The organism is Marinomonas sp. BSi20584 (genome assembly GCF_002792415.1).
Classification (GTDB): domain Bacteria; phylum Pseudomonadota; class Gammaproteobacteria; order Pseudomonadales; family Marinomonadaceae; genus Marinomonas; species Marinomonas polaris.
This window is the reverse complement of the sequence record NZ_KZ454869.1, coordinates 173,985-198,469: the sequence shown is the minus strand read 5'-3', so window position 1 is coordinate 198,469 and position 24,485 is coordinate 173,985. Positions and strand designations below refer to the sequence as shown.

Annotated in this window: 21 protein-coding genes; 14 read left to right on the top strand and 7 right to left on the bottom strand. The window is 41.4% G+C overall.

The annotated features are described in order from the left end of the window. Nucleotides 1-127: 127 nt before the first annotated feature. The 9 genes from TY87_RS02600 (at nt 128) to TY87_RS02560 (ending at nt 9,810) form a co-directional block, all read left to right on the top strand. Complete coding sequence (locus tag TY87_RS02600) at nt 128-724, top strand: DJ-1/PfpI family protein (protein ID WP_100185882.1); 597 nt, start codon at nt 128-130, stop codon at nt 722-724. A 186-nt stretch (nt 725-910) separates the two neighbouring features. Further along, a complete protein-coding gene (locus TY87_RS02595) occupies nt 911-1,375 on the top strand; it encodes a hypothetical protein (RefSeq protein ID WP_100185881.1) in 465 nt (154 codons plus the stop codon). Nucleotides 1,376-1,420: 45 nt separating this feature from the next. Then, nucleotides 1,421-2,170 (top strand): CLCA_X family protein, encoded by a 750-nt coding sequence (locus TY87_RS02590; RefSeq protein ID WP_100185880.1) that lies wholly within the window; start codon nt 1,421-1,423, stop codon nt 2,168-2,170. Between the two features lie 214 nt (nt 2,171-2,384). Continuing rightward, nucleotides 2,385-3,341 (top strand): LysR family transcriptional regulator, encoded by a 957-nt coding sequence (locus TY87_RS02585; RefSeq protein WP_072841686.1) that lies wholly within the window; start codon nt 2,385-2,387, stop codon nt 3,339-3,341. Nucleotides 3,342-3,941: 600 nt separating this feature from the next. Then, a complete protein-coding gene (locus TY87_RS02580) occupies nt 3,942-4,958 on the top strand; it encodes a TRAP transporter substrate-binding protein (RefSeq protein WP_072841682.1) in 1,017 nt (338 codons plus the stop codon). A gap of 184 nt (nt 4,959-5,142) precedes the next feature. Further along, nucleotides 5,143-5,697, top strand: coding sequence for a TRAP transporter small permease (locus TY87_RS02575; RefSeq protein ID WP_157789863.1), 555 nt, complete (start codon nt 5,143-5,145; stop codon nt 5,695-5,697). Continuing rightward, nucleotides 5,694-6,959 (top strand): TRAP transporter large permease, encoded by a 1,266-nt coding sequence (locus tag TY87_RS02570; RefSeq protein ID WP_100185878.1) that lies wholly within the window; start codon nt 5,694-5,696, stop codon nt 6,957-6,959. The genes TY87_RS02575 and TY87_RS02570 overlap by 4 nt, the downstream gene beginning before the upstream one ends. Before the next feature lie 65 nt (nt 6,960-7,024). After that, nucleotides 7,025-8,191: an iron-containing alcohol dehydrogenase gene (locus TY87_RS02565; protein ID WP_100185877.1), complete on the top strand. Its 1,167-nt coding sequence runs from the start codon at nt 7,025-7,027 to the stop codon at nt 8,189-8,191. 41 nt (nt 8,192-8,232) lie between these two features. Beyond that, nucleotides 8,233-9,810 (top strand): aldehyde dehydrogenase (NADP(+)), encoded by a 1,578-nt coding sequence (locus TY87_RS02560; RefSeq protein ID WP_100185876.1) that lies wholly within the window; start codon nt 8,233-8,235, stop codon nt 9,808-9,810. Nucleotides 9,811-9,900: 90 nt separating this feature from the next. On the opposite strand, the gene TY87_RS02555 is transcribed toward TY87_RS02560, so the two are convergent. Both TY87_RS02555 and TY87_RS02550 read right to left on the bottom strand, forming a co-directional pair. Continuing rightward, nucleotides 9,901-10,962, bottom strand: coding sequence for a GGDEF domain-containing protein (locus TY87_RS02555; protein ID WP_157789862.1), 1,062 nt, complete (start codon nt 10,960-10,962; stop codon nt 9,901-9,903). Between the two features lie 154 nt (nt 10,963-11,116). Then, a complete protein-coding gene (locus tag TY87_RS02550) occupies nt 11,117-12,280 on the bottom strand; it encodes an MFS transporter (protein ID WP_100185874.1) in 1,164 nt (387 codons plus the stop codon). A gap of 93 nt (nt 12,281-12,373) precedes the next feature. On the opposite strand from TY87_RS02550, the gene TY87_RS02545 reads away from it, so the two are divergent. Then, complete coding sequence (locus TY87_RS02545; RefSeq protein WP_232617047.1) at nt 12,374-13,279, top strand: LysR family transcriptional regulator; 906 nt, start codon at nt 12,374-12,376, stop codon at nt 13,277-13,279. A 168-nt stretch (nt 13,280-13,447) separates the two neighbouring features. Here the strand turns inward: TY87_RS02545 and gcvP are convergent, their stop codons facing one another. The 3 genes from gcvP to glyA all read right to left on the bottom strand — a co-directional run bounded on the left by gcvP (nt 13,448) and on the right by glyA (nt 18,108). Next, nucleotides 13,448-16,312 carry an aminomethyl-transferring glycine dehydrogenase gene (gene gcvP / locus TY87_RS02540; protein ID WP_100185872.1) on the bottom strand — a complete coding sequence of 955 codons (2,865 nt, stop codon included), beginning with the start codon at nt 16,310-16,312 and terminating at the stop codon, nt 13,448-13,450. Between the two features lie 77 nt (nt 16,313-16,389). Then, a complete protein-coding gene (gene gcvH / locus TY87_RS02535; RefSeq protein ID WP_100185871.1) occupies nt 16,390-16,773 on the bottom strand; it encodes a glycine cleavage system protein GcvH in 384 nt (127 codons plus the stop codon). Between the two features lie 57 nt (nt 16,774-16,830). After that, nucleotides 16,831-18,108 (bottom strand): serine hydroxymethyltransferase, encoded by a 1,278-nt coding sequence (gene glyA, locus TY87_RS02530; RefSeq protein WP_072841663.1) that lies wholly within the window; start codon nt 18,106-18,108, stop codon nt 16,831-16,833. 371 nt (nt 18,109-18,479) lie between these two features. On the opposite strand from glyA, the gene gcvT reads away from it, so the two are divergent. The 4 genes from gcvT to TY87_RS02510 all read left to right on the top strand — a co-directional run bounded on the left by gcvT (nt 18,480) and on the right by TY87_RS02510 (nt 22,122). Next, nucleotides 18,480-19,580: a glycine cleavage system aminomethyltransferase GcvT gene (gcvT, locus tag TY87_RS02525; RefSeq protein WP_100185870.1), complete on the top strand. Its 1,101-nt coding sequence runs from the start codon at nt 18,480-18,482 to the stop codon at nt 19,578-19,580. A gap of 140 nt (nt 19,581-19,720) precedes the next feature. Further along, complete coding sequence (locus TY87_RS02520) at nt 19,721-20,260, top strand: elongation factor P hydroxylase (protein ID WP_072841660.1); 540 nt, start codon at nt 19,721-19,723, stop codon at nt 20,258-20,260. Further along, nucleotides 20,241-21,386, top strand: coding sequence for a 4-phosphoerythronate dehydrogenase (locus TY87_RS02515; protein ID WP_100185869.1), 1,146 nt, complete (start codon nt 20,241-20,243; stop codon nt 21,384-21,386). The genes TY87_RS02520 and TY87_RS02515 overlap by 20 nt, the downstream gene beginning before the upstream one ends. A 13-nt stretch (nt 21,387-21,399) precedes the next feature. Then, complete coding sequence (locus TY87_RS02510; protein WP_072841656.1) at nt 21,400-22,122, top strand: flagellar brake protein; 723 nt, start codon at nt 21,400-21,402, stop codon at nt 22,120-22,122. A 79-nt stretch (nt 22,123-22,201) separates the two neighbouring features. Here the strand turns inward: TY87_RS02510 and htpX are convergent, their stop codons facing one another. Together htpX and TY87_RS02500 are read right to left on the bottom strand one after the other, a co-directional pair. Next, entirely contained in the window at nt 22,202-23,083 is an 882-nt protein-coding gene (gene htpX, locus TY87_RS02505) for a protease HtpX (protein ID WP_100185868.1), read from the bottom strand. Nucleotides 23,084-23,146: 63 nt separating this feature from the next. Beyond that, nucleotides 23,147-24,364 (bottom strand): pyridoxal phosphate-dependent aminotransferase, encoded by a 1,218-nt coding sequence (locus TY87_RS02500; protein WP_084122593.1) that lies wholly within the window; start codon nt 24,362-24,364, stop codon nt 23,147-23,149. Nucleotides 24,365-24,485: the final 121 nt, after the last annotated feature.

Sequence of the window (24,485 nt, the reverse complement as noted above, 5' to 3'; positions counted from 1 at the left end):
GAATCGAGCTTTCTTGCTATTGAGGATTCGTAACAAGGGCATTGGTTTTATGCGTCTCATGAATTTAATTATCATGAAATGAAGGAATAGGATATGTTTATGATCAAACGTGGGAGTAAATTAAATCATGAATATATCCATTTTAACTTTCGATGGCTTTAATGAGTTGGACTCATTTATAGCGCTTGGTATTTTGAATAGAGTGAAAAATAAAGGCTGGAAGGTATCTATTGCCAGCCCAACTAAACAAGTTAAGTCGATGAATGGTGTTGTGATTGAAAGGCAGGCTTCCCTTGAAAGCTTATCTTCTGCTGATGCTGTAATCATAGGGAGTGGGATAAAAACAAGAGAAGTGGTAGCTGATGCATCTATTATGGCGCAAATACAACTTGATCCAAGTCGTCAGGTCATTGGGGCTCAATGTTCTGGCGCTTTAGTTTTAGCTAAACTGGGATTATTGGATGATGTTCCTGCTTGTACAGATATAACAACATTGCCATGGGTAAAAGAGGCTGGCGTTGAAGTACTTAATCAAGCTTTTTTTGCAAAAGGAAATGTAGCTACTGCTGGTGGCTGCTTGGCTTCTCATTATCTTGCTGCTTGGGTTATTACTCGGTTAGACAGCATTGAAGAAGCGAAAAACGCTATCGACTATGTTGCCCCAGTTGGTGAAAATGAAGAGTATGTGAATCGTGTTGTGCATAATATAGCGCCATATTTATAGTGTGCTATAAAGACTAGTGTCAGGTAATTGATCTAAAAAGCACAAAGATAAGGTTAAAATGTGCATCTGTGCTTTGGGTGTTGTTCTTATCTTTGAGCCTCAATAGAATCAAAACTTGCTTCATAATTAACCTCGCTGTTAATTATGAAGCAAGTTTTACCTGATAACTGATTGAGAATGACCATTATGAAGAAAGTTTTTCTAAAAAAGCTGCAGTCTCTTACCGCAATTCTCGTTTTAAATACTGTGCCAGTCAGCTTTGCACAAACTGGCATGGGTTATGATGCGGAAATATCCTCTGCAAGAATCGTATCGGATGAAAGAAGAAGTTCCTCTAAGAATTCCGTTACAGCAAAGGATTCTTTGAAGCAGCTGTATTTTGATAATTCACTGGCATACATTCAAAAGCATACGGAAAAAGCGGCTAGCTTTCAGCATCAAGTAGCTTTGGCGCTGGTGGAGGAAGCGTATCAAGATGACTATGATACTTTATTAGATCAGTATGAACGCGAATTAGAAAATGCTGTTGCCACTGCTGATTCAGATACAATAGAGATTGTAAAAAATAAGGTGGAGAGTCAGTTGCAGGATCTAAAAGATATGCGACGTATGAAAATTGCTGAGTTTAATCAGCAGTTTGGTATTGTTTAAATCCTAGTGTTATTTTGAGTTTACATAGGTAATTAGCGAATCGAAATGTCTTCTTATCAAGTCCCAGTTAATTTTGTCATGATACGTCGGCAATTTGATTTTCGTGGCATTGAGATGGGACGTTGGGTCACGCCAGAAGAAAGGGACCGCGCGGCGGTTAATTTCTATCGAGCGCTAGAAGATCTAATGTCTGTATTACAAGGGCCAGAACTGCTGATATCTTTACGAGGCACTCTTGGTCTTCAATATGGGAAGGGTGGGCGTCCCGGCGTGGCGGCTCATTACGTTCCGGCAACTCGACAATTATCCCTAGCGAAAAATGCAGGCGCAGGCAGCCTCGCACACGAGTGGTTTCATGCTTTTGACCATTACATGGGCGAAAAGATGTTTCAGCATGTATCGCCATCTCATTTTGCTTCTGTAAGCTGGTTAAATAGTTCCCAAATGCAACTGTCCCGCAATAAAGAGCCTCATCCACTGAACCTATTATTAGCCGAGTGCTTCAAGGCTATTATGTTAAGCGAAGAGGGTGAAGAGCCCAGCGACCTGTTTAAAGCGTCCCGTAATGCAGACCAAAAACTAAAAATTCTCTATTACGCCAAACCAGAAGAGATGTCAGCAAGAGCCTTCGAAGCCTTCGTTGAAGACACAAAACCTACCAGTACCTTTTTAGTAAAAGGGAGCCGCTATTCTGAAGAAGCTAAAATGGGCCTTTATCCTCAAGGTGAACAGCGGCACCGAGTCAACAAAGCCTTTCATAATTATTTCAGTCTGCTTGGTCATGCCTTAAAGTAAGAGTATTTTCCGCTTTTTTTTTGTCCATTATTCTTTATTGGTTTTCATTTGCGAGCTAACTTAATTAGTTAGAAAATGAGAAATAACCCATAAGCACAGTGTTTTAAATAATACTTCTCATGCGGTAGGGGGAAATTATCACGGACTTAGATGTTAAAAACTTGGTAGGCTTGGTATCACAAAATAGGTTCTATGAATAATAAAAGGTGCGGTTATGGTCCCAGTGCTAAAATCAATAATATCTCGTTTGCGTTTTAAACATTTGCAACTGATTGTTGCCATTGAAGATTATGGATCCTTACACAAAGCGGCAATTTCCATCTCAATTTCTCAACCAGGTGCGACTAAGCTGCTTAACGAGGTTGAGAAATCCATCGGTTTTAAGCTATTTGAGCGTACTGCAAAAGGCATGGTGCCAAATGAAGTGGGGAGCTGTGTGACCAGATATGCCCGAGTGATCTTTAATGATTTATCTCATATGAGAGAAGAAATTGTTGGTATTGCAGAGGGCTCGGGAGGGCATATCTCTGTCGGATGCATCATGGGTGCTGTTCCAATACTAACTAGGGCTATTTATGAGTTACGATGTGACCAGCCGGAATTAACCGTCGAAATATTTGAGAACAATAGTGCGAATTTACTGCATAAAATAGATCAAGGCCGTATTGATTTTGCCGTATGTCGAGTCAGTAGAGGGCAAAATATTTTGCCATACGACAATATTGCTCTAAGTGAGGAACCACTTGCTATCGTTGCGAACATAGCCCACCCACTTTTACAAAATAATTCCGTTAGTTTGGAAGACTTAGCGGATCATCCTTGGGTGCTATACACGTCAAATACCCCTATGCGTCAATCTATTGAGTATGAGATGCAGAAGCTAGGTCTTGATATTGTTAAACACCCTGTAGAGTCATCATCGGCATTTTCGACGATAATGCTTCTTCAGTACGATGTTAATCTTTTAGCAGTTCTTCCGTTAGATGTAGCTGAGTTCTTTGTCAGTAAAAACCTTATATCTTTGTTAGATATAAAAATAACCTCGTTGATGAGTAAAATTGGAATTGTAAAGCGTAAAGATTCGAATCTTACTTCAACCGCCCATCTCCTAATATCAAAGCTATATGATGATGTAGGTTTGGTTTACGATCAAAATGAATGGCATCGATAAAGCCTACCTGATTTTCGAAAATAAATTTGGGTGAAGAGGCAGTGCATTCAAAAGGGCCGATATGGAAGTCGGTTTACCATCTTGATCAAAAGATTCTTCAATCATTTCTTTATACTTAAGGGGAGAGTTCATTCTTCCCAAATTTTGGTCGATTAGCAGATTAAAGCGAGGTCGACGTCCTTTCGCGTCATTACCTATCAGTTGGTTATACAACAAGTATTTTGGTTTACTTTCACCTGAACATCCTCTGTTTGTAGTGCCTTTAGTGAGTATTTTGATGAATCACTTGTCACCTTGAGTCGGCTTAGTAATGGACGTCATGCTTGCTTTTGTAAGGCGTGATGAGGTTTTTTTATGGACTCTTGAACCTAACAGCACTATGCCATCAGGTGATAACTATTGGTTATATTGGAATCATGAATCTTCATTATAAAAAATAATCCTATAGTGCAACAATGCTAGCTAAAGGAGAAAAGCCCCATCATTTATCTTTTTATCCATAGTATTGATGGGCCGCTAGCGCTTTAAAATAGATCAATTTAATAGGGCTTCCTTTATAAGAATTAATTAATTTCTATCAATAAGACAAAAGAGGTTCTTATGTCTAAAATAAATATAATAAATAAATTATGTGCGGTTACTTTTGCTGGTCTTCTACTTTCTTCAAGTGCTATTGCTGCAGATTTTAATATTAAAATATCGCATTCTTCTCCTGCGACTAACGATAGGTTAGAAAAATCTTTGGCTATATTTAAAAAGAATGTAGAGGAGAGAACCGATGGTCATATTTCTATTTCTACTTATCCAGCTAGCCAACTAGGCGGGGAACGAGAACAGCTTGAAGGTGTTCAGTTTGGCTCTATTGAAATGGCGGTATTGGCGGGGCCAATTCCTAACATTTATCCTGATGCTATGGTTTTTGATTTGCCATATCTGTTTAAGAACAGAGAAGTGGCATACAAGGTCATGGATGGTGAATTTGGAGAAAAAATATTAAATGGTATGTTAGAAAAAACTGGGATCCGCGCATTAGCATGGGGTGAAAATGGTTTTCGGAATTTTGTAAACAATGTTCGCCCTATTAAGACACCAGCAGATTTATCGGGGCTAAAAATCAGAACGATGGAAAATCAAGCACACATTGCAATGGTCGACTCCTTTGGTGCAACTGCAACTCCGATGGCCTTTAGTGAGCTGTATTCATCTCTTCAACAAGGTGTGATTGATGGTATGGAAAATCCGATTTCCCTCATCGAAAGTATGCGCTTTTATGAAGTCCAGAAATATCTTACTCTAGATGGCCATGTCTATAACCCCTTCACTTTCATTGTAAATAACAACTTTTTTGAACGCCTTCCTGTTAAATATCAAACAATCATTCAGGAGGAAGCTAAGAACTGGAGTACTGTTGAACGAGAGCTGAATACCGAGCAAGAAAACAGTGGTATTGAAGAACTTAAGAAACAAGGCATGCAAGTTGTTTATTTAAGTGATGAAGTCAAAGGCGAATTTCGCGAAACTACAAAACCTGTCTACGATACTTACCGAAAAAAATTGGGTGATAAGCTAATTAATGAATTGATGGACGCGGTTTCTAAGGCTGAAGCCAGCCAATAATAACTATTTTTATAAAATAGTTATTTCAAGTAATAGTTATTTTACTTAAACCTAAAAATTTAAAGGTCTTGCTGCATCGTATTTGATGCAGTGAGACTCGATTAAATGAAATTTTGGTTTATAGGATTTACTATTATTAGAAATGTTAAATTGGTTTATGTTGGTAAGTAAAAGGCTGGTTAGTATGTCATTTTATAAAACGTTGAAGTCGTTTGATTCTATTTTAAGTAATATTGAAGAATGGATTGTATACATTCTTCTTGCAGGGATGCTAACCGTTGTTTTTTTAGGGGTTATTAATCGTTCTTTTATTCATATGTCTATTCCATGGTCTGAAGAGCTAGCACGCTATTTTATGATATGGGGCGTATTTATCGGTGCTAGTCTTGGGCTAAAACGTTCTGTACATATATCAGTCGATGCTCTAATTCTTATTATCCCAAAATTTTTGCAACAGATAGTGACACTATTTGGAAATATGGTTGGCTTTATATTTTGTGCTTGGTTTTTCTATATAGGTGCAGAATTTATTGATCGAATGATGAATATGGGCCCACTTTCGCCAGCACTTAGAATGCCTATGTATATTGCTTACGCTGCGGTTCCATGTGGTTTTGCCTTGATGTCTATACGCTATCTTATGAGCTGTCTCTATTTTATCTGTGAGCATAAAAGAAAAAATATAGAAGAAGCCACAGAGAATAATAAAGCCGTCTTTAATGGGAGTGAATCTAAATGACTTCTGCTATGTTTCTAAGCATGCTTGTTTTAGTGGCCTTCAATATACCGCTTGCACTTAGTATTGCTTTTGCCTGTATTGTTGCGTTTGTATTTTTTGCTGATATGCCTACATTCGTAACGGTTCAGCGTATGTTTACAGGCATTGACTCTTTTCCTTTGATGTCGATCCCATTTTTTCTTTTAGCCGGAAAAATTATGGAGAAGGGCGGTGTATCCATTCGATTGGTTAATTTAGGGGCGAGCATTGTCGGCTCCACGCCGGGTGGGTTGGCTATTATAGCACTGCTAGCAAGCATGTTTTTCGCTTCTATCTCAGGTTCTGCCCCAGCAACTGTTGTAGCTATTGGTAGTATAATGGTTCCTGCGATGATAAAGGCAGGTTATGACAAAGGTTTCTCCGTTGCGCTTATGGCTGTTGGCGGCACAATCGGGATTATTATCCCACCCAGCATACCATTTGTTGTTTACGGTATATCTGCCAATGTCAGTATAGGTGATCTTTTTATCGCTGGTATTGTGCCTGGATTGATTGTTGGTTTTTCACTGATAATTTATTCGTACTATTACTCTAAATCCCGTGGCTTTAGAGGAAGTGAGCCGACTAGTTTTGCTAACTTTATATCTTGCCTAAAAAAATCACTGTTTGGCCTGGCTATGCCTGTGATTATTCTTGGAGGAATCTACAGTGGCTTTTTTACTCCTACAGAGTCTGGTGCTATAGCCTGTGTATACGGTTTAGTTATATCTGTTTTTATCTACAAAGAACTTAGCTTTTCAGATTTAAAAGAAGTATTTGTTTCTTCGGGTCTAACGTCTTCAATGGTATTACTCATTATTGGCGCTGCTAATATAATGGGATGGATATTAACAACTGAACAATTTCCACAGCAGGTATCTAATTGGATATCTAGTGTAGGGGCAGACAAAATATGGCTTCTATTAGCAATTAATGCGGTACTTCTTTTAATTGGCACTTTCTTGGAGCTAAACGCTGCAATTATTCTACTTGTACCTATATTTTTACCAATTCTTATCAACGAAGATGTAAACCTAATTCATTTTGGCATCATTATGATTACTAACCTTGCAATTGGGCTTCTTACCCCTCCGCTTGGTGTAAACCTATTTGTTGCTAAAAGTCTGAGTGATACTTCATTTTCGCTTGTTGTAAGAAAAGTACTTCCATTGCTTTTAGTAATGATTGTTGACCTGCTCTTATTCACTTTCCTTCCAGACATATCACTGTTTTTTATTAGTTAATAAATAACCTATTTAATTTCATGATTTTTTACTAGGGGGTATTTTTGCCCCCTCAAGGGGATGCTATGCAAAATTTTAACTTCTTTTTTCCTACTACACTTAAATCTGGCTATGGATTAGCCAAACAGGCGGGTGAATTACTAAAGCCGTATGTTGAAAAAAAACTCCTAGTTGTTACAGATAAAGGCCTCGTGGATTCAGGTGCTTTAACTGGCTTTTTCACTTCTTTAGATCAGGCTGGTCTGAAGTACGATATCTATCAGGATGTTCAACCAAATCCATCCAGTACTGTGATTGATGATGCTGTTGCGTTCCTCAAAAATTCTGAGTGCGATGCGATTATAGGTATTGGCGGTGGTAGTAGTATTGATGCTGCCAAAGCGGTTGCGGCTATGGCAACTAATCCTGGAAGTATCTTGGATTATGAAGGATACGATCGATTAATTAATGATCCGATGCCGCTATTCGCAATCCCTACTACGTCTGGAACAGGTAGCGAATGTACTGCTTCAACTGTAGTGACGAACCCTAAAAATAGCTTTAAAACTGCTATTATTAGTCCACGCTTATTTCCAAAATTGGCTATTTTAGACGCTGAGCTGACTATGAAGTTACCTCCAGCTATTACTGCGTCAACAGGGATGGATGCACTAACTCATGCAATTGAGTCATATGTTTCTAAGCTAGCTAATCCAATTAGCCGAGCATTAGCAATTGAAGCGATCAAGATGATCACTCAGAATATTAAGAAAGCCTACTTTGTGGGTTCTGATGTTGCAGCGCGTGAAAATATGCTGGTTGCCTCTTTCTTGGCTGGGGTGGCATTTTCTCTCTCTAAGCTCGGTAATGTTCATGCTATATCGCATACTTTTGGTGGTATTTTCAATGTACCACATGGTGTAGCTAACGCAGCATTGTTGCCGTATGTCCTTAAATTCAATATGGATGCTTGCCCTGATCTTTTTAAAGATATTGCCGTTGCCATGGGTGAAAATGTAGATGAGTTGGATGATTATAGTGCTGGTAGCAAAGCAATTGAGGCTGTCGTAAAGCTTAACGCTGCTATAAATATACCTGCCAATGTTCAAGAGTTAGGAGTGACACTTGATAAGCTTCCACAAATGGTTGAAGACTCTATGAGAAGTGGCAACGTATTGGTTAACCCTCGCTTAACTAAGGCTTCCGATATTAAACAAATCATTACAGATGCCTACCATGGACATCTTGCTTAATACCCTTGGCTGCTATTTGTGACTATTTATAAGGAGGCTATATGTCTTTAACCGGTGAAATGTTAATTGGTCAGCAGTGTGTTAGTGGCTCTGGTGATCCTATTTATGCTGTCAATCCTGCTACTGGTGAGCAGCTTGATCCTGTATATCTAGGCGGGAGCTCACTAGAAGTTGAACGTTCAGCGCAGCTAGCTTGGGATGCGTTCGACCAATATCGAGAAACTACGCTGGAAGAGCGAGCCAACTTTCTAGATGCCATTGCTAGTGAAATAGAAGGTATTGGCGATGAGCTAGTTAAACGTGTGATGGATGAGACTGGGCTGCCTCAAACTCGAGTTGAAGGTGAGCGAGCACGAACCTGTATGCAACTTCGTTTGTTTGCAAAAGTTGTGCGTAGTGGTGACTGGCTTGATGTGCGTATTGAGCCAGCATTACCGGATCGTCAGCCTATGCCGCGTGTGGATATGCGTTTACGTCAAATACCATTGGGGCCAGTGGTTGTTTTCGGTGCTAGTAATTTTCCGCTAGCATTCTCTGTTGCTGGTGGTGACACTGCTTCGGCATTAGCTGCTGGTTGCCCTGTAATAGTTAAGGCTCATTCAGCTCATCCTGGGACTTCTGAACTCGTTGGTCGCGCTGTTCAAAAAGCAGTAGCACAATGCGGTATGCCTGAAGGTGTGTTTTCTGTACTTTTCGGGTCAGGTCGTGAAGTTGGTGCAAAACTTGTCGCTGATCGTCGTATTAAAGCAATTGGTTTTACAGGGTCTTTCAGTGGTGGAACGGCTCTTATGCATATCGCTCAGCACCGTAAGGAGCCGATACCTGTATTTGCCGAGATGAGTTCAAGCAACCCGGTCTTTTTACTTCAAGGAGCATTGAAGCATCGTGGGGAGGATCTAGCCGAAGCATTTGTGAATACTCTCAATACTTGTGCTGGTCAGTATTGTACTAGTCCTGGATTGTTGATTGCTGAAAAAGGTTTGGCTCTGGACGCTTTTGTGGCATCTGCATCTGCGGCTGTCAATCGGGCTACAACTAATACTATGCTTACTCCTGGTATCTACGAGGCCTATGAGCATGGTGTGTCGGCGCTTTGTAACAATCCAAGCGTGCGGATGAACGCCCAAGCTGAGGCGTCAGATAAGCCTAACCAATGCAGTGCTACGTTATTCTCGGTGGCTGCTGAAGACTTCATTAATGACGAGTCATTGCATGAGGAGGTTTTTGGATCGGCTGCATTGATAGTTGAATGCAACGATTTGGCTGAAATGGCTCAGGTGGCGGAACGTTTAGAGGGGCAGCTGACAGCGACACTTCAACTTGATGACATAGATTTCGAAACGGCTCGACGTCTGATACCTATACTAGAGCGCAAAGCTGGTAGGTTACTGATTAATGGTTGGCCTCCAGGTCTTGAGGTCGGTCATGCGACAGTACACGGTGGTCCTTTTCCTTCGACTTCAGATAGTCGGACAACGTCTGTTGGTAGTGCTGCTATCGCCCGTTTTTTGAGACCTGTATGCTATCAAGCCATTCCAGATAGCCTGCTGCCAGAAGCATTAAAAGAGGCTAATCCGCTAGAGCTTAAACGACTTTACAATGGTAAATGGGATTGTTAATCTGAATTTGACAGGGGTGGATATTCCACCCCTTGCTTTGTTTGGAGGTGAATTGGCGTCCTTTTTAACCTGCCACCTGTAAGCAATTATTTATTTGCAAATACAGTTACGACCTTTGTTCTTAGCCTGATACATTAAATTATCAGCACGTTTTAATAGCTCGCCTTGGTTGTCATTGGGTGTGCTTTGAGCTACGCCGGCACTAAATGTAACAGGTCCATGTATTAAGGGAGTTTTGCTGAATGTCTCTGCAGCTTGGCTGATTACTTGATAGGAGTCCTCCGCTGATAAGGGAAGCAGAAGGACAAACTCTTCTCCGCCAAGTCTTATAGCGAAACCTTTATTGTTTATAGCAACATCCTTTAATAGAGATGAAAACGTTCGCAAGATATCATCCCCATAGTTGTGTCCCCATTGATCATTTTGTTTTTTAAAATGATCTAAATCCAATAAAGCCAAGCTGAAAATTCGGCCTTGTGTTTTCCATAATGAATATTGCTTATCTAATATTCTGCGATTATATAGGTCAGTAAGTGAGTCTTTTTCTGATAAGTTGCGCAGTTTCTTAGATAGCTGTTCTGCTTTATTTCTTTCTAATTTGAATCTGGTGGATAAGCTTTCCATCATGACGATCAAAAAAAGACCAATAATGATAAAGGTAATTGTTAGATCAATCTGCTTCTGTGTTTCTGTAGCATATTGAAAAATAACATCGGGGTATTCCTTTTCAAATAAAATTAATGGGATAGGAATGATGATGCAAAAAAATTGCCCGAGGCGACGATAAATCCCTAGGTCTTTGAATGACACAGATATGTAAATAAGTAAACCAAGATCAACAAAATAGGTAGGGCCATTTGATCCTCCGTTGCCAATCCAATTTGCAGGTATTGATACCAATATAATGATAGTAATAAATGCAATTCTCATTTTTTTGAATTGGTTTCGCCAGCGAGATAGATACCAAATGACAAAAATTAAAAGGGCTAAAACAAGCTGGAAGTAGATGCTGTATATGCCTGCTAGTTCAAGGTAGTAGTTCGCTATAGCTGCGTAGATGTATAGAACCGTGCCTACTAGCAATATAGCGTGGTGTGTGTACTCAAATGGATTGTCTTTATTCCCAAGTAACCATTCTAATACTTTCTTCAAATAGCATTTGTACATTTTACTTTCTCAAAACATAGTATGTTTATTGTAAATAAAATATAGGTGGCGTTCGATAGAAGAATTGAAACGAAAGGTGTCTGTTCGTGACTTTTGTACTAAAACGGTTACATGAGCGTTTAATAGTTTGACGTTTTAACTATTTAGAAAGTGTATGTGTGTTTATAGGGCTAAATGTCAAAATCAATAAACCGAAAAAAGCAATAGTAGCACCTACCCAAATGGTTATTGTTAGCTGGTAGCCGAATGATAATGCTATTCCAGCAGTAAAGCTGCCAAACATGATACCTAAGGTTATCATTGACGCATGTAGCGTGTTGATAAATGCACGACCGCCTTGAGGCAATTCCATTAATCTACTGACCATGGCAGGGTTTAGGCTTACGCCACATAATCCGAGCAGTAAAGTGCAGGTTATTGCTAGCCAATGATAATCATTAAAAAGGGCAAATATACACAGATTGACAATTAGAAAACTGATGCCTATTACGAGCGTTCTTTTTGTATTTTTAGCTGCCATTTTAGCAACCAAATTGTTTCCGATGAGCATAATGCCACCGTATGCAAAGAGAATTAATGTGATGCTGTTTTGAGATATTCCAGATGTTTCATTGAGAATAGGGACTATATAGCTAAACGGAGCGTATACGGCACCAATGATACAGAAACTGGTACAAAACACCCACCAAAGCCGAGTATCAAAAATAGCGCCTAATTCTTTTCTAAGGGGTTGTGGTGGTTCGGGCGAAAGATCGGGTAGGGTCAAGTATGTCAATAAAGCACTGATACTTGCCAGACCAACAACAAGGAAAAAACTGGTTTGCCAGTTGCTGTATTCAGACACTACTTTAGCCAGCGGCAAGCCTATGATGGTGCCAAGCATAATACCTGCTAATACCGTTGATATGGCTTTAAGTTTGCTATCTGAATTGACAAGTCGAGCTGATAAGCCAATAGAAACGCCAAAAAATGCACCTGAAACCATGCCTGTTATAGACCGAGCGATGACTAGTTGGCTAAAAGTATTCGAAAAACCGCCAAGTAGTTCACCCAAAATAAAGATGATGTAGAGCATCATCAAGGTTTTTTTAACGGCTAGTCTAGAAACTAATATCGCCAATATGGGGCCACCAATGGCCATACTAGCAGCAAAAATAGAAACTAAATATCCTGCCTGAGCGATGCTGATCGTCAACGCTGCTGCTAATTGTTCCATCATGCCTAATACTTGTAGTTCGCAACTGATCATAATGAAAATGCCAAAACTCAGCATATAAACACTAATGGGTAGTGGTGTTCGCATTTCTCTCTCCAACATAGTTTTAAGTTGTGAGATTATCTTTAATGATTTAAGTTTGATAAATGCAATTAAATCATTTGAGTAATGAATAAAATCATGGAATACGATCTTAATGCTGTAAGGCAATTTATTAAAGTGGCTGAAAATCTGAGTTTTACTGTTGCCGCTCAACAATTAGATGTGACTCAATCTGGTATCTCTAGAGCAGTCAATCGATTGGAATCCCAGTTAGGTCTTCGCCTATTGCACCGTAATACGCGTAATTTAAAGTTAACAGTAGATGGCGAGTTATTTTTAAAACGTGTTAAGCCGTTAGTTGGCGGCCTTGAAGAGGCGCATCAAGAGTTACTGGAATATGGGCTTGAACCTAAAGGCAGTTTGAAGATTAGCGCACCATCAGCATTTGGCCGGGTTGTTGTTATGCCTATTGTCGCTAAATTATTGGATGAGTACCCACAGCTCACCATAGAGTTGGTATTAACTGATCGAGTGGTTGATCTGGTAGGCGAAGGGTTTGATGCTGTCATTCGTAGCGGAAATATTCAGGATAGCCGAGTGATTGCGCGGCCTCTTAAGGCAGCTGATTGGGTGACGGTTGCATCACCAAAATATCTTGAATCTTATGGTTCCCCAAAGGCGTTAGAGGAATTGGCTACACATAATTGCATGCAAGTTAGAAATCCAGCTACTGGGCAATTATTTCCTTGGACATTTCGGAATAATGAGAAAGATGCTGACTTTCCCATTAGAGGAAGCTTAGTTGTTGATCATGGAGATCCTTTAGTAGAAGCCGCGTTATTGAGTATTGGTATGGCACAATTGATGACTTTTTTCGTAGAGGATTATTTGAAAGACGGGTTGTTGACGCCCGTTTTAAATGAATATGCTCGATCATCGACGCCTTTAACACTTCTCTATCCATCCGCTCGACATCGATCAGCCAAGTTAATGATGTTTCGTGATGCGCTGCTTGAGCACTGGGGTGGTCGTGAGTGTGAGTAAATAAAAATGAATTTATATGATAAATATGATCATAAAAATGAGATATTTATCTTTTAGTTTGAAGTTCCCCCTTATTTGTTTTTAATGCTGTTTTATGCGGAACTAAAAAAGGCGAATCATCGCTGATTCGCCTTTTTCGTTTCTAGTGCTTTTTAGGGGCTTCGAAGATTAGCCTTCGTAGCTGTCTATTGGTGGGCATTCGCAGAATAGGTTGCGGTCACCGTAGACGTTGTCGATACGGCCAACTGGTGGCCAGTATTTGCGTGCTTTGATCCAAGTAAGTGGATAAGCGGCTTCTTTGCGTGAGTACGCATGCGTCCATTCCATATCTAGAAGACTGTCTGCTGTGTGTGGTGCATTAACTAGCGGATTATCTTCTATTGGCCATTCGCCAGCTTGCACTTTGCTGATCTCTTTGCGAATCTGAATCATGGAATCGCAGAAGCGATCTAGCTCTTCAAGATTTTCCGATTCTGTTGGCTCGATCATTAATGTACCAGCAACAGGGAAGGACATGGTTGGTGCGTGGAAACCAAAGTCCATCAAGCGTTTAGCGATGTCTTCTTCACTGATGCCTGACTCTGCTTTTAGTGGACGAATGTCGATAATACACTCGTGTGCCACAGTACCGTTTTTGCCAGTGTAAAGAACAGGGTAATGCTCGCCTAAGCGTTTAGCGATGTAGTTAGCGTTCAAAATGGCGTTGAAGGTTGCATCGCGCAAGCCTTTGTCCCCCATCATTTTAATGTACATCCAAGTGATCACAAGGATGCTTGCACTGCCGTACGGTGCTGCAGATACTGCGCCGTGTTGCTCAAGCATACCCATAACTGGCGCAACAGCGTGACCCGGTAGGAAAGGTGCAAGGTGAGATTTAACACCAATTGGACCCATGCCAGGACCGCCACCACCATGTGGGATGCAGAATGTTTTGTGTAGGTTAAGGTGAGAAACATCACCACCGAATGTGCCTGGAGGCGCAACACCAACAAGTGCGTTTAAGTTCGCGCCATCAATGTACACTTGGCCGCCGAATTTATGAACGATGTCACAGACTTCACGAATGTGTTCTTCGAATACACCGTGAGTAGATGGATAAGTCGCCATGATGCAGCTAAGTTGTGCTGCATGCTTCTCTGCTTTTTCAGCAAGATCTACCAAATCAATGTTGCCGTTTTCGTCACATTTAACAATCACAACTTTCATGCCTGCTAATGCGGCAGAAGCTGGGTTTGTGCCGTGAGCAGAGCTTGGGATCAAGCATATGTCACGGTCATGATCGCCACGAGATTTGTGATATTTATCGATAGCGATAAGGCCCGCATATTCGCCTTGTGCACCAGAGTTAGGTTGCAGAGAAACCGTATCGTAGCCAGTTGCTTTAGAAAGCATATCGACAAGTTCTTGCAGTAATGCGTGATAGCCAGCAACTTGATTACTTGGTGCAAACGGGTGGATACGACCGAATTCTGCCCAAGTAACTGGGATCATTTCAGAGGCAGCGTTTAGCTTCATAGTACAAGAACCAAGCGGGATCATGCTTTGGTTTAGTGCGATATCTTTCACTTCCAATTGGTGCATGTAGCGCATCAATTCGGTTTCGCTGTGATGGCTGTTAAACACTGGGTGAGTCAGGATGGCATCTTGACGTAGCATCGAAGCATCAAAACCGTATGCTGTTTCAGTGTTAGCAATGTTTTCTAACGATAGTTCTGCACCGAAACATTCAGCCAAATCGATAAGATCATTTGGCGTGATGGTTTCGTTTAGTGCGACAGATATTTGGCCTTCAGACACTTTGTAGAAGTTCATTAACTTCGCAGCGCCTTTTGCCATGATACTGTCTGTTTGATCGCCAGTGTTGACGATAACGGTATCAAAGTAACTAGCATTGGCAGTGAAGTTTTGCTTTTTAATGGCGTTAGCAAAGCAATTCGTCAATGCGGCAATTCGATTAGCGATTTTCTTAAGGCCAACAGGGCCGTGATAAACTGCATAAAAGCCAGCCATCATGGCAAGCAATGCTTGAGCGGTACAAATGTTTGAAGTCGCTTTTTCACGGCGAATGTGTTGCTCGCGGGTCTGCATTGCCATGCGAAGTGCTGGTTTACCATGGCTATCTTTAGATACGCCGATAACGCGACCTGGCATAGAACGTTTAAATGCGTCTTTCGTTGCTAGGAAAGCAGCGTGAGGCCCACCAAAGCCCATCGGCACACCAAAGCGTTGTGCAGAACCGAATACAATGTCAGCGCCCATTTCACCAGGAGATTTCAATAGAACAAGAGAAAGTAGATCTACAGCGATACTGACAAGAGCATCTTGTTCATGTGCATGTGCAATAATAGAACTCAAATCAGTAACAGTGCCGTCAATGCCTGGGTATTGGAAGATGGCGCCAAAGACATCATGTTGTGCAAAGTTAGCGATATCATCAACAATGACTTCTATGTCTAGTAGCTCGGCACGGGTTTTAACAACGTCAATTGTTTGTGGCAAGCAGTGACTCGCAACGAATAGCTTGTCACTTTTCTTGCGGTTTGAGCGTTTCATTAGTGTCATGGCTTCGGCAGCAGCCGTTGCTTCATCTAACAAAGAAGCGTTAGATATTTCCATGCCAGTTAGGTCGATGATGACTTGTTGAAAGTTTAATAGCGCTTCCAAACGACCTTGAGAAATCTCTGGTTGGTAAGGTGTGTACGCGGTATACCAACCTGGATTTTCGAGTAAATTGCGCAAAATAGGGGATGGCACATGTGTGTCGTGATAACCCATGCCGATAAAAGAGCGTGCCACTTTGTTTTGACTGGCGATGGCTTTTAACTGCACAAGTGCTTCGCTTTCGCTAACAGGTTTAGCTGAAAGGTCTAGATTTGCTTGACGAATGGCTTCTGGAACCGTTTTTTCGATTAGTTCTGGAAGGCTTTTTATGCCGATTGTTGCTAGCATTTTGGCTTGTTCTGATTCATCAGGGCCAATGTGGCGAGCAATAAATTCATCGTTATTTAACAAATCGCGGATGCACGAGGTCATGGTTTAATCACCTATTAAGATAAAATCTGGGAGATTAGGCTCTCAATACAGAATAGAGGGAGAGCCTATAGTTGAGACTATTCGATAGTGGCTGAATAGCCTGCAGCATCAAGTAGTTTATCAAGATCAGCTGTGTTGCTTAGCCTGATTTTAGCAATCCAAGCACCTTCATACGGTGCTTCGTTGATTAGTTCTGGCGCATCGTTTAGTGCGTCATTCACTTCAATTACTTCGCCATTAACAGGAGCATAAATGTCAGAAGCGGCTTTTACAGATTCTACTAGAGAAAACTGTTCTGTAGCGGTTACTTCTGCGCCTACTTCTGGTAGCTCAACGTAAACAACGTCGCCTAGTAGATCTTGTGCATGATCGGTAATGCCAACAGTTACTGTACCGTCACCGTTGTCTAAAACCCACTCATGAGAGTCTGCGTATTTTAGGTTATCTGGAATAGTGCTCATAGTATTTATGCCTCTTTAAAAAAATACCCAAGGAGGTTAAGCCTTGGGTATGTGATTTTAGCGGTAAAGTGGGAAGCGTTTACAAAGTTCTTTTACTTCTGCAAGTACGCGAGCTTCAACTTCAGGATTGCCTTCTGGCATATCAACTAAACCGTCAAGTACGTCACTGATAAGATGACCCACTTTTTCGAACTCTTCAATACCAAAGCCGCGAGATGTTGCCGCTGGCGTTCCTACACGGATACCAGAGGTGATCATTGGTTTTTCAGTATCAAACGGAATACCGTTTTTATTGCAAGTAATGCCGGCGCGCTCTAGTGCTTTATCGACTATGTTACCTTTTAAGCCTTTAGGGCGAAGGTCAACTAGCATAAGATGAGTATCTGTTCCACCGGTAACAATATCACAACCGCGTTCGATCAAAACAGCAGCCAAGGCTTTAGCGTTAGCAACTACTTGGTCGATGTAAACTTTGAATTCAGGTTTAAGTGCTTCACCGAATGCAACTGCTTTACCAGCAATAACGTGCATTAGTGGACCACCTTGGTAGCCTGGGAATACTGCAGAGTTGATTTTCTTACCAAGTTCAAGATCGTTGGAAAGAATCATGCCGCCACGTGGTCCACGAAGTGTTTTGTGCGTTGTTGTTGTAACAACATGGGCATGTGGTAGTGGAGACGGGTGAGCGCCTGTTGCAACAAGACCTGCGATGTGAGCCATGTCTACGAATAGGTAAGCGCCAACTTTGTCAGCAATTTCACGGAAACGTTTGAAATCAATAACGCGAGGAATAGCTGAACCACCCGCGATGATCATTTTTGGCTTGCATTCTATTGCTTGTGCTTCGATTGCATCGTAATCGATCAATAGTGTGTCAGGATTTACTTGGTATTGAATGGCATTGAACCATTTGCCAGACTGAGCTGGTGGCGCGCCGTGAGTCAAGTGACCGCCAGCATCCAAAGACATACCTAGGATTGTGTCGCCTGGTTGAAGTAGAGCAAGCATCACCGCGCCATTTGCTTGGGCGCCAGAGTGAGGCTGTACGTTTGCGAATTCACAGCTAAACAATTGCTTAGCACGATCTATAGCAAGTTGTTCAGTAACATCAACCGCTTCACAGCCACCGTAGTAACGACGATTCGGGTAACCTTCTGCGTATTTGTTAGTTAGAACAGAACCTTGAGCTTCTAGAACTGCTTTTGAAGTGATGTTTTCAGATGCAATCAATTCAATACCAGTTTCTTGGCGTTCTTGCTCTTCAACGATTGTTGCAAAAAGCTCTGGATCTCGTTCAGCTAGAGTTTGGCTGAAAAAGGCTTCGGTGTTGGCCATGGGGTAATTCCTCTTAAATAAACATGTATGCCCAAAAGACAATGAGTCGTGCGTATAATAACACTAAGGCAGTCTAAGATGATGAAAAAAGATCATCTTTCTAAGAGCGTCAGTCATTGTTCGGTTTACGTCAATTTTGCTTATCATAATCAAAAAGTTTCCAATTGGAAACAGCAAAGGTGAGTCAATTATAAAGTTTGTTTGCCATTAAAGTTGACCGATCATTTAGATTTTTTATTGATATCTATTGGTTTTGATTGTAGATATTACCGAATAAATGTCGCTTAGTGCTTGTCAAAACAAGTTGCTTTTAGATACTCTGTTTCCAATTGGAAACAGACACTATCACAATTTTAATTAAGGTTTTCGTTATGAAACGTACTGCTCTATGTGATCTACATATCGCTTCTGGCGCTAGAATGGTTGAATTTGCTGGCTATGAGATGCCGGTTCAATATCCGTTAGGTGTAATGAAAGAACATTTGTGGGCTCGTGAAAACGTGGGCTTGTTTGATGTATCGCACATGGGGCAGGTGATGCTGCGAGGCGAAAATGTAAAAACTGCACTTGAGGCTATTTTGCCTGTTGATGTACTTGGTTTGACAGAAGGTACGCAGCGCTACGGCATGTTCACTACCAAAAAAGGCGGTATTACAGATGATTTAATGTTTGCCAACTGGGGTGATGACATTTTCATGGTAGTAAATGCGGGCTGTAAAGAGCAAGATTTTGCTTATTTGAAAGCGTCTTTGGTTGATTGTGAAGTTGATGTTATTGACGATCGATCTTTGCTTGCCATTCAGGGTCCAAAAGCGCGTGAAGTGTTTGCTCGTATTGTTCCTGATGCTTCCACGATGACGTTTATGCAAAGTCTAAAACTTGAGTGGCAAGGAATTGAGCTTTGGATTAGCTGCTCTGGTTACACTGGCGAAGATGGTTATGAGGTTTCTGTTCCAAACGATCATGCTGAAGCTTTCGCTAATGCTTTGTTGGCCTTTGATGAAGTTGAATGGATTGGCCTTGGTGCTCGTGACTCTTTACGTCTTGAAGCTGGCTTATGCTTGTATGGCCATGACATTGATACGACGACGACGCCAGTAGAAGCTTCTCTTAATTGGGCAATACAAAAAATCCGTCGTTTAGAGGGTGATCGTGCTGGTGGTTTCCCAGGTGCAGATATTATATTGCCACAGTTTACGAATAAGCCAGCAAGAAAGCGTGTTGGTTTCTTGGTTGATGGGCGTGCGCCAGTCCGTGAAGGAGTTGAGATCACTGATGCTTCTGGAGAAGTAAAAGGTACAGTAACGAGTGGTGGTTTCTCGCCAACTCTTGCTCAGCCTATTGTCATGGCTTATGTATCGACTCAAGCTCTAGATGCTGACGAGCCGTTGTTCGCTAATGTGAGAGGAAAAAGTATTCCACTGAAGCTAGCTGCGATGCCTTTTGTACCTTCTCGCTATTATCGCGGATAATTAGGTTAAGGTATTATTGAGCTTAGGGCTAAATTAAGCTCAATTTGAATTTCAAATAAAATGCGTTACGCGAAGCCTAGTTCTTTGCGTGGCGCGTTTTTGTTTCTTATGTGATAATTCTTTACTTTTGGAGTCTACAGTTGGCAAGTGCGACGCAGCTTGTGGAAGCCTTCAGTGCATGTTTCCTTTCAAGTTTTAATACCCGCCTTATTGGTGGAGCAGATGAACCTCTTTATTTGCCTGCTGAATTAAATGATTCGGCTGCTATATATTTTCGTTTTGATTATCCTTCAAGCGCGCTGCACGAAGTGAGTCATTGGTGTATTGCTGGTCACGAAAGACGATTGCTAGAGGATTATGGCTATTGGTACGAGTCAGATTCACGTAACCTTCAAACGCAAAAAGAGTTTGAGAAAGTGGAGGTGAAGCCTCAGGCAGTCGAATGTATTTTACATTGGTCGGCGGGGCTGCCTTTTCGCGTCAGCGTTGATAACTTGTCTATGCCCGAATATGACTCGAAAGGTTTTGAGCAGGCAGTTATGTCTCAGGTTGGCAAGTATATCGTTTCTGGTTTACCTGAAAGAGCTAAGACCTTTTCCAAGTATTTATTGGCGCAACGCCTTCCTGATCAAATATTTAATGAGTTTTTAAAGCGACAGTATGAAAATTATTGCAGATGAGAATATGCCAAACGCGAAAGCCTTGTTTTCGCATTTAGGTAATGTTGAGTTGGTAAATGGTCGAACATTAACGCACGAACAAGTAAAAGATGTGGATGTTCTTTTAGTGCGTTCGGTGACAAAAGTGACACAGGAGCTGCTTGAGGGGAGTTCAGTTCGTTTTGTCGGTAGTGCCACAATAGGTGTAGATCATATTGACTTGGATTATCTTGTTAAAGCAAATATTGCCTTTAGCAGTGCACCGGGATGCAATGCAGAAGCTGTGGCTGATTATGTCTTTAGTGGCTTAAGTCATCTTTATATGACGAAGCAATTCAGCTGGTTAAGTAAAAAAATTGGCGTCATTGGTTATGGTAATGTTGGAAAAACAGTTTATGACCGTTTTTCTCGTATGGGCTGCCAGGTGTGCGTTTATGATCCGTTTAAAGAAGAAGGTGATAGCTCGGCTAATTTTGTTTCTTTAGATGAAATTCTGTTATGTAATGTAATTTCTTTGCATGCTCCTTTAACTAGTGTGGGTGTATATCCGACAAAAGGAATGATTGGCAGTAAAGAGCTTGCCCAATTATCTGCTGGGACTGCTATTATTTCTGCTGGTCGAGGCGGTGTTATTGATGAGGTGGCGCTACTTGAACGACATAGTCAGCTAAATGGAGATCTTCATCTAATATTGGATGTATGGGATGGTGAGCCTTCTATTAATCAAAAGCTGGTTTCTATTGCTGATATCGCAACTCCCCATATTGCCGGTTATAGCAAGCAAGGTCGTGAAAAAGGCACATGGATGGTATATCAGGAATTGTGCCGTCATTTGGAGTTAAGCTCCGATGTTATTAGTAAAAATGATGCTATCAGTACTGGGTGGTTTTCGTCTATTGATATTGATTCGGCAGTATTGCTAGAAGAAATGCTCGCTCGAAGTATTCAAGCAATCTATGATGTTGCTAGAGATGATGTTAGATTGCGATATAAGTATCGAGAAAATAAAGAAAAAAATGTCTTTGACTGGTTGCGAAAGCATTACGTAGAAAGAGATGAATTAAATACTTGTTTGATTCGTGCTAATAATAATGATGCGTGCAATCTTATGGGTGCCGCTGGTTTTTCAGTAGACAATAAATCATGACTAAGGTAGTTGCATGGCTGGAGTAATGCAGGTCGATCTAGGAGATCTTGATGTACCAATAGGGACGAATGTGCAAATTGAGTTTATTTCTCCCCCAGGGCGTTACATGGTGAAGGTTCTTGGTAACATTCCAAAAAGCTCATTGATTGTGTCTTGCCCAAAATTAAATGGAAAAAATATATTGGTGAGAGATAGTCAGGTGGTTAATGTTCGCTTGATGTTGAGCACTCATGTTTGTGCGTTTTCAAGCAAGATTGCCAAAAGTTATATGGAGCCCGCAGCTCACCTCCATATTGCTTATCCAAGTTATGTAGAAACGTCCGAAGTCAGACAGGCCGCTCGTGTTGAGGCTCGTCTTATATCTAACATAGAGCCAAATACTTTATCAACGTCAATTAGCGAATCTTCTTCTGCTATTATCATTGATTTGAGTTTGGGGGGGGCTAAGTTAATATCTAAAGAAGATTTTGGTTCGGTTAACCAGACAATGCGTCTGGCCTGTAATGTTAAGATAGGATCTTATAACCACATTCTTAAATTGGATTGTGAGATTAGATCGCAAGAAATTCAGATGCTTGAGCAAGTTCAGGCTACACTAGTTGATAATGATTTCTTGAGTCGTATGGGGGTGGAGTACTTCTATGTCTATGGCGTTCGTTTTGTGGATGTCTCAAAAGATGTAGGTATTCCGCTAATCGCTTTTATTCTAGAGTCCTTACGTAACAAAACAAAATAACCCCCTGCTTTCTTTATCTTTATTTAACCAACAAAAACGCCAGCATACGCTGGCGTTTTTGTATTGTAGTGCTTTGATATTAAAGTGCTTGAAGCGCTTTAATGCGATCTTCAATCGGTGGGTGGCTTGAAAACAATTCCCCCATCGTAGGTTTTTTTCCACGACGAATGCCGAAGGCAAGCATAGAATCTGGCATACGGCTTTCTTCGTGCTCTTGTTGTAATCTCGCAAGGGCTGCAATCATTGCGCCTTTGCCTGCCAATCTAGCACCTGCTTCGTCCGCTCTGAATTCGCGAAAGCGAGAGAACCACATAACTATCATAGAGGCCAGGATGCCGAAGATGATTTCAAATACAAATGTCGCGATGTAGTAGCCCCAGCCAACGGAACCTTCATTGTCGTCTTTGCGTAGAAATTGATCGACAGCATAAGCTGCAATACGAGCAAAAAACATAACGAACGTATTAACGACGCCTTGGATAAGAGAGAGTGTAATCATATCGCCATTTGCCACATGACCAATTTCATGACCAAGAACCGCTTTGATTTCATCGGGAGAGAAGCGATCTAGCATTCCACTTGAAACCGCAACTAGTGCATCATTTTTATTCCAGCCTGTCGCGAACGCATTAGCTTCGTGTGCAGGGAAGATTGCCACTTCTGGCATTTTAATCCCTGCTTTTTGTGAAAGCTCTTTGACAGTATCGAGTAGCCATATTTCTTTATGATTACGAGGCTGTTCAATAACCACTGCGCCTGATCCACGCTTTGCCATCCACTTTGAAAGAAGAAGTGAGATCAAGCTGCCCGTAAAGCCAAATACACCGCAGAAAATAAGCAGTGATGTGAAGTTTAGGCCATTGCTGGTCATGTAACCGTTGACGCCTAAAAGACTTAAGACAATACCCGCTACCACCATGACAGCTAAGTTTGTCAGTAAAAACAGAATAATACGCATCACTATGCTCCTTAAAAGACTGTTAAGGAGCATAGTAGGGCTTTATTGGATTATTTCAAGAGAGGATTAGCGCTTTCTCAATCGACCAAGAAACGCAGCAAACCTATCCATGGCGGGTGTTAGTTCTTCAATATGAGGAAGGAATACAAAGCGGACATGATCTGGTGTGGGCCAGTTGAATCCCGTGCCTTGAACTATAAGTACTTTCTCTTCTCGCAAGAATTGTAAAACAAGATCCATGTCATTTTTGATTTTGTACATTTTGGAATCGAGTCTTGGGAATAAGTACAGGGCGCCTTCAGGTTTATGGCAGTGAACGCCCGGGATAGAGTCGAGTGCTTCCCATGCCACCTTGCGTTGTTCATAGAAGCGACCTCCAGGGACAATTAACTCATTTATGCTTTGGTATCCGCCTAATGCAGTTTGTACGGCGTGTTGGGCTGGTACGTTGGCGCACAAGCGCATAGAGCTAAGTATATCTAGTCCTTCTATATAGTCACTTATTCCACTACGATCTCCGGTAATCACCATCCAGCCTGAACGGAAGCCCGCTGTACGATACACTTTCGATAATCCGCCGAAGGTGATGCAGGGGGCTCTTCCTTCTGTCAGTGTGGCAGTAGGTATGTGCTGAGCTTCGTCATAGAGGATTTTGTCGTATATTTCATCTGAAAAGATCAGTAGGTTGTGTTCTTCTGCAAGGTTAACAATAGACTCAAGGATGTCTTTTTCATAAACAGCACCCGTTGGGTTGTTTGGGTTAATAATGACAATGGCTTTTGTTTTGTTGGAGATTTTTGAGCGGATATCGTTAATATCTGGCTGCCAACCTGAACCCTCGTCACACAAGTAGTGTTTCACGTAGCCGCCAGCTAATGTCGCGGCTGCAGTCCAAAGAGGGTAGTCGGGCGCTGGTATTAATATTTCGTCGCCATCGTTTAATAGGCCTTGCATAGCCATAACGATAAGTTCACTGACGCCGTTCCCCATCCATACGTAATTTACGTCAGCAGTTTTGATGCCCATGGCTTGGTACTTTTGCATTACCGCTTTTCGGGCTGAAAAAAGACCTTTTGATTCACAGTAGCCTTGAGACGTTGGTAAGTTACGAATCACATCAACAAGGATTTCATCAGGCGCTTCAAATCCAAATGGGGCAGGGTTGCCTATATTTAATTTGAGGATACGTTGACCTTCTTCTTCCATTCGTACAGCTTCTTTTAAGACTGGACCTCGGATTTCATAACATATATTGGCTAGTTTGTTTGATTTACGAATTTGCACCACTTTATCCTTACTGCAGCTGGGCGGAGAAAATACTAACTTTACTCTTTACTTGAGCGCATTCAAGGTGAGTGCTTAATATATAGCTAAAAAATGCTTATGTTCTAGATGGGCTGAGTGA

Excerpts from the sequence above, each read along its gene's own strand:
- TY87_RS02600 (WP_100185882.1), top strand. The coding sequence starts at position 128 with ATGAATATATCCATTTTAACTTTCGATGGCTTTAATGAGTTGGACTCA.
- TY87_RS02595 (WP_100185881.1), top strand. The coding sequence starts at position 911 with ATGAAGAAAGTTTTTCTAAAAAAGCTGCAGTCTCTTACCGCAATTCTC.
- TY87_RS02590 (WP_100185880.1), top strand. The coding sequence starts at position 1,421 with ATGTCTTCTTATCAAGTCCCAGTTAATTTTGTCATGATACGTCGGCAA.
- TY87_RS02585 (WP_072841686.1), top strand. The coding sequence starts at position 2,385 with ATGGTCCCAGTGCTAAAATCAATAATATCTCGTTTGCGTTTTAAACAT.
- TY87_RS02580 (WP_072841682.1), top strand. The coding sequence starts at position 3,942 with ATGTCTAAAATAAATATAATAAATAAATTATGTGCGGTTACTTTTGCT.
- TY87_RS02575 (WP_157789863.1), top strand. The coding sequence starts at position 5,143 with ATGTCATTTTATAAAACGTTGAAGTCGTTTGATTCTATTTTAAGTAAT.
- TY87_RS02570 (WP_100185878.1), top strand. The coding sequence starts at position 5,694 with ATGACTTCTGCTATGTTTCTAAGCATGCTTGTTTTAGTGGCCTTCAAT.
- TY87_RS02565 (WP_100185877.1), top strand. The coding sequence starts at position 7,025 with ATGCAAAATTTTAACTTCTTTTTTCCTACTACACTTAAATCTGGCTAT.
- TY87_RS02560 (WP_100185876.1), top strand. The coding sequence starts at position 8,233 with ATGTCTTTAACCGGTGAAATGTTAATTGGTCAGCAGTGTGTTAGTGGC.
- TY87_RS02550 (WP_100185874.1), bottom strand. The coding sequence starts at position 12,280 with ATGCGAACACCACTACCCATTAGTGTTTATATGCTGAGTTTTGGCATT.
- TY87_RS02545 (WP_232617047.1), top strand. The coding sequence starts at position 12,374 with ATGGAATACGATCTTAATGCTGTAAGGCAATTTATTAAAGTGGCTGAA.
- gcvP (WP_100185872.1), bottom strand. The coding sequence starts at position 16,312 with ATGACCTCGTGCATCCGCGATTTGTTAAATAACGATGAATTTATTGCT.
- gcvH (WP_100185871.1), bottom strand. The coding sequence starts at position 16,773 with ATGAGCACTATTCCAGATAACCTAAAATACGCAGACTCTCATGAGTGG.
- glyA (WP_072841663.1), bottom strand. The coding sequence starts at position 18,108 with ATGGCCAACACCGAAGCCTTTTTCAGCCAAACTCTAGCTGAACGAGAT.
- gcvT (WP_100185870.1), top strand. The coding sequence starts at position 18,480 with ATGAAACGTACTGCTCTATGTGATCTACATATCGCTTCTGGCGCTAGA.
- TY87_RS02515 (WP_100185869.1), top strand. The coding sequence starts at position 20,241 with ATGAAAATTATTGCAGATGAGAATATGCCAAACGCGAAAGCCTTGTTT.
- TY87_RS02510 (WP_072841656.1), top strand. The coding sequence starts at position 21,400 with ATGGCTGGAGTAATGCAGGTCGATCTAGGAGATCTTGATGTACCAATA.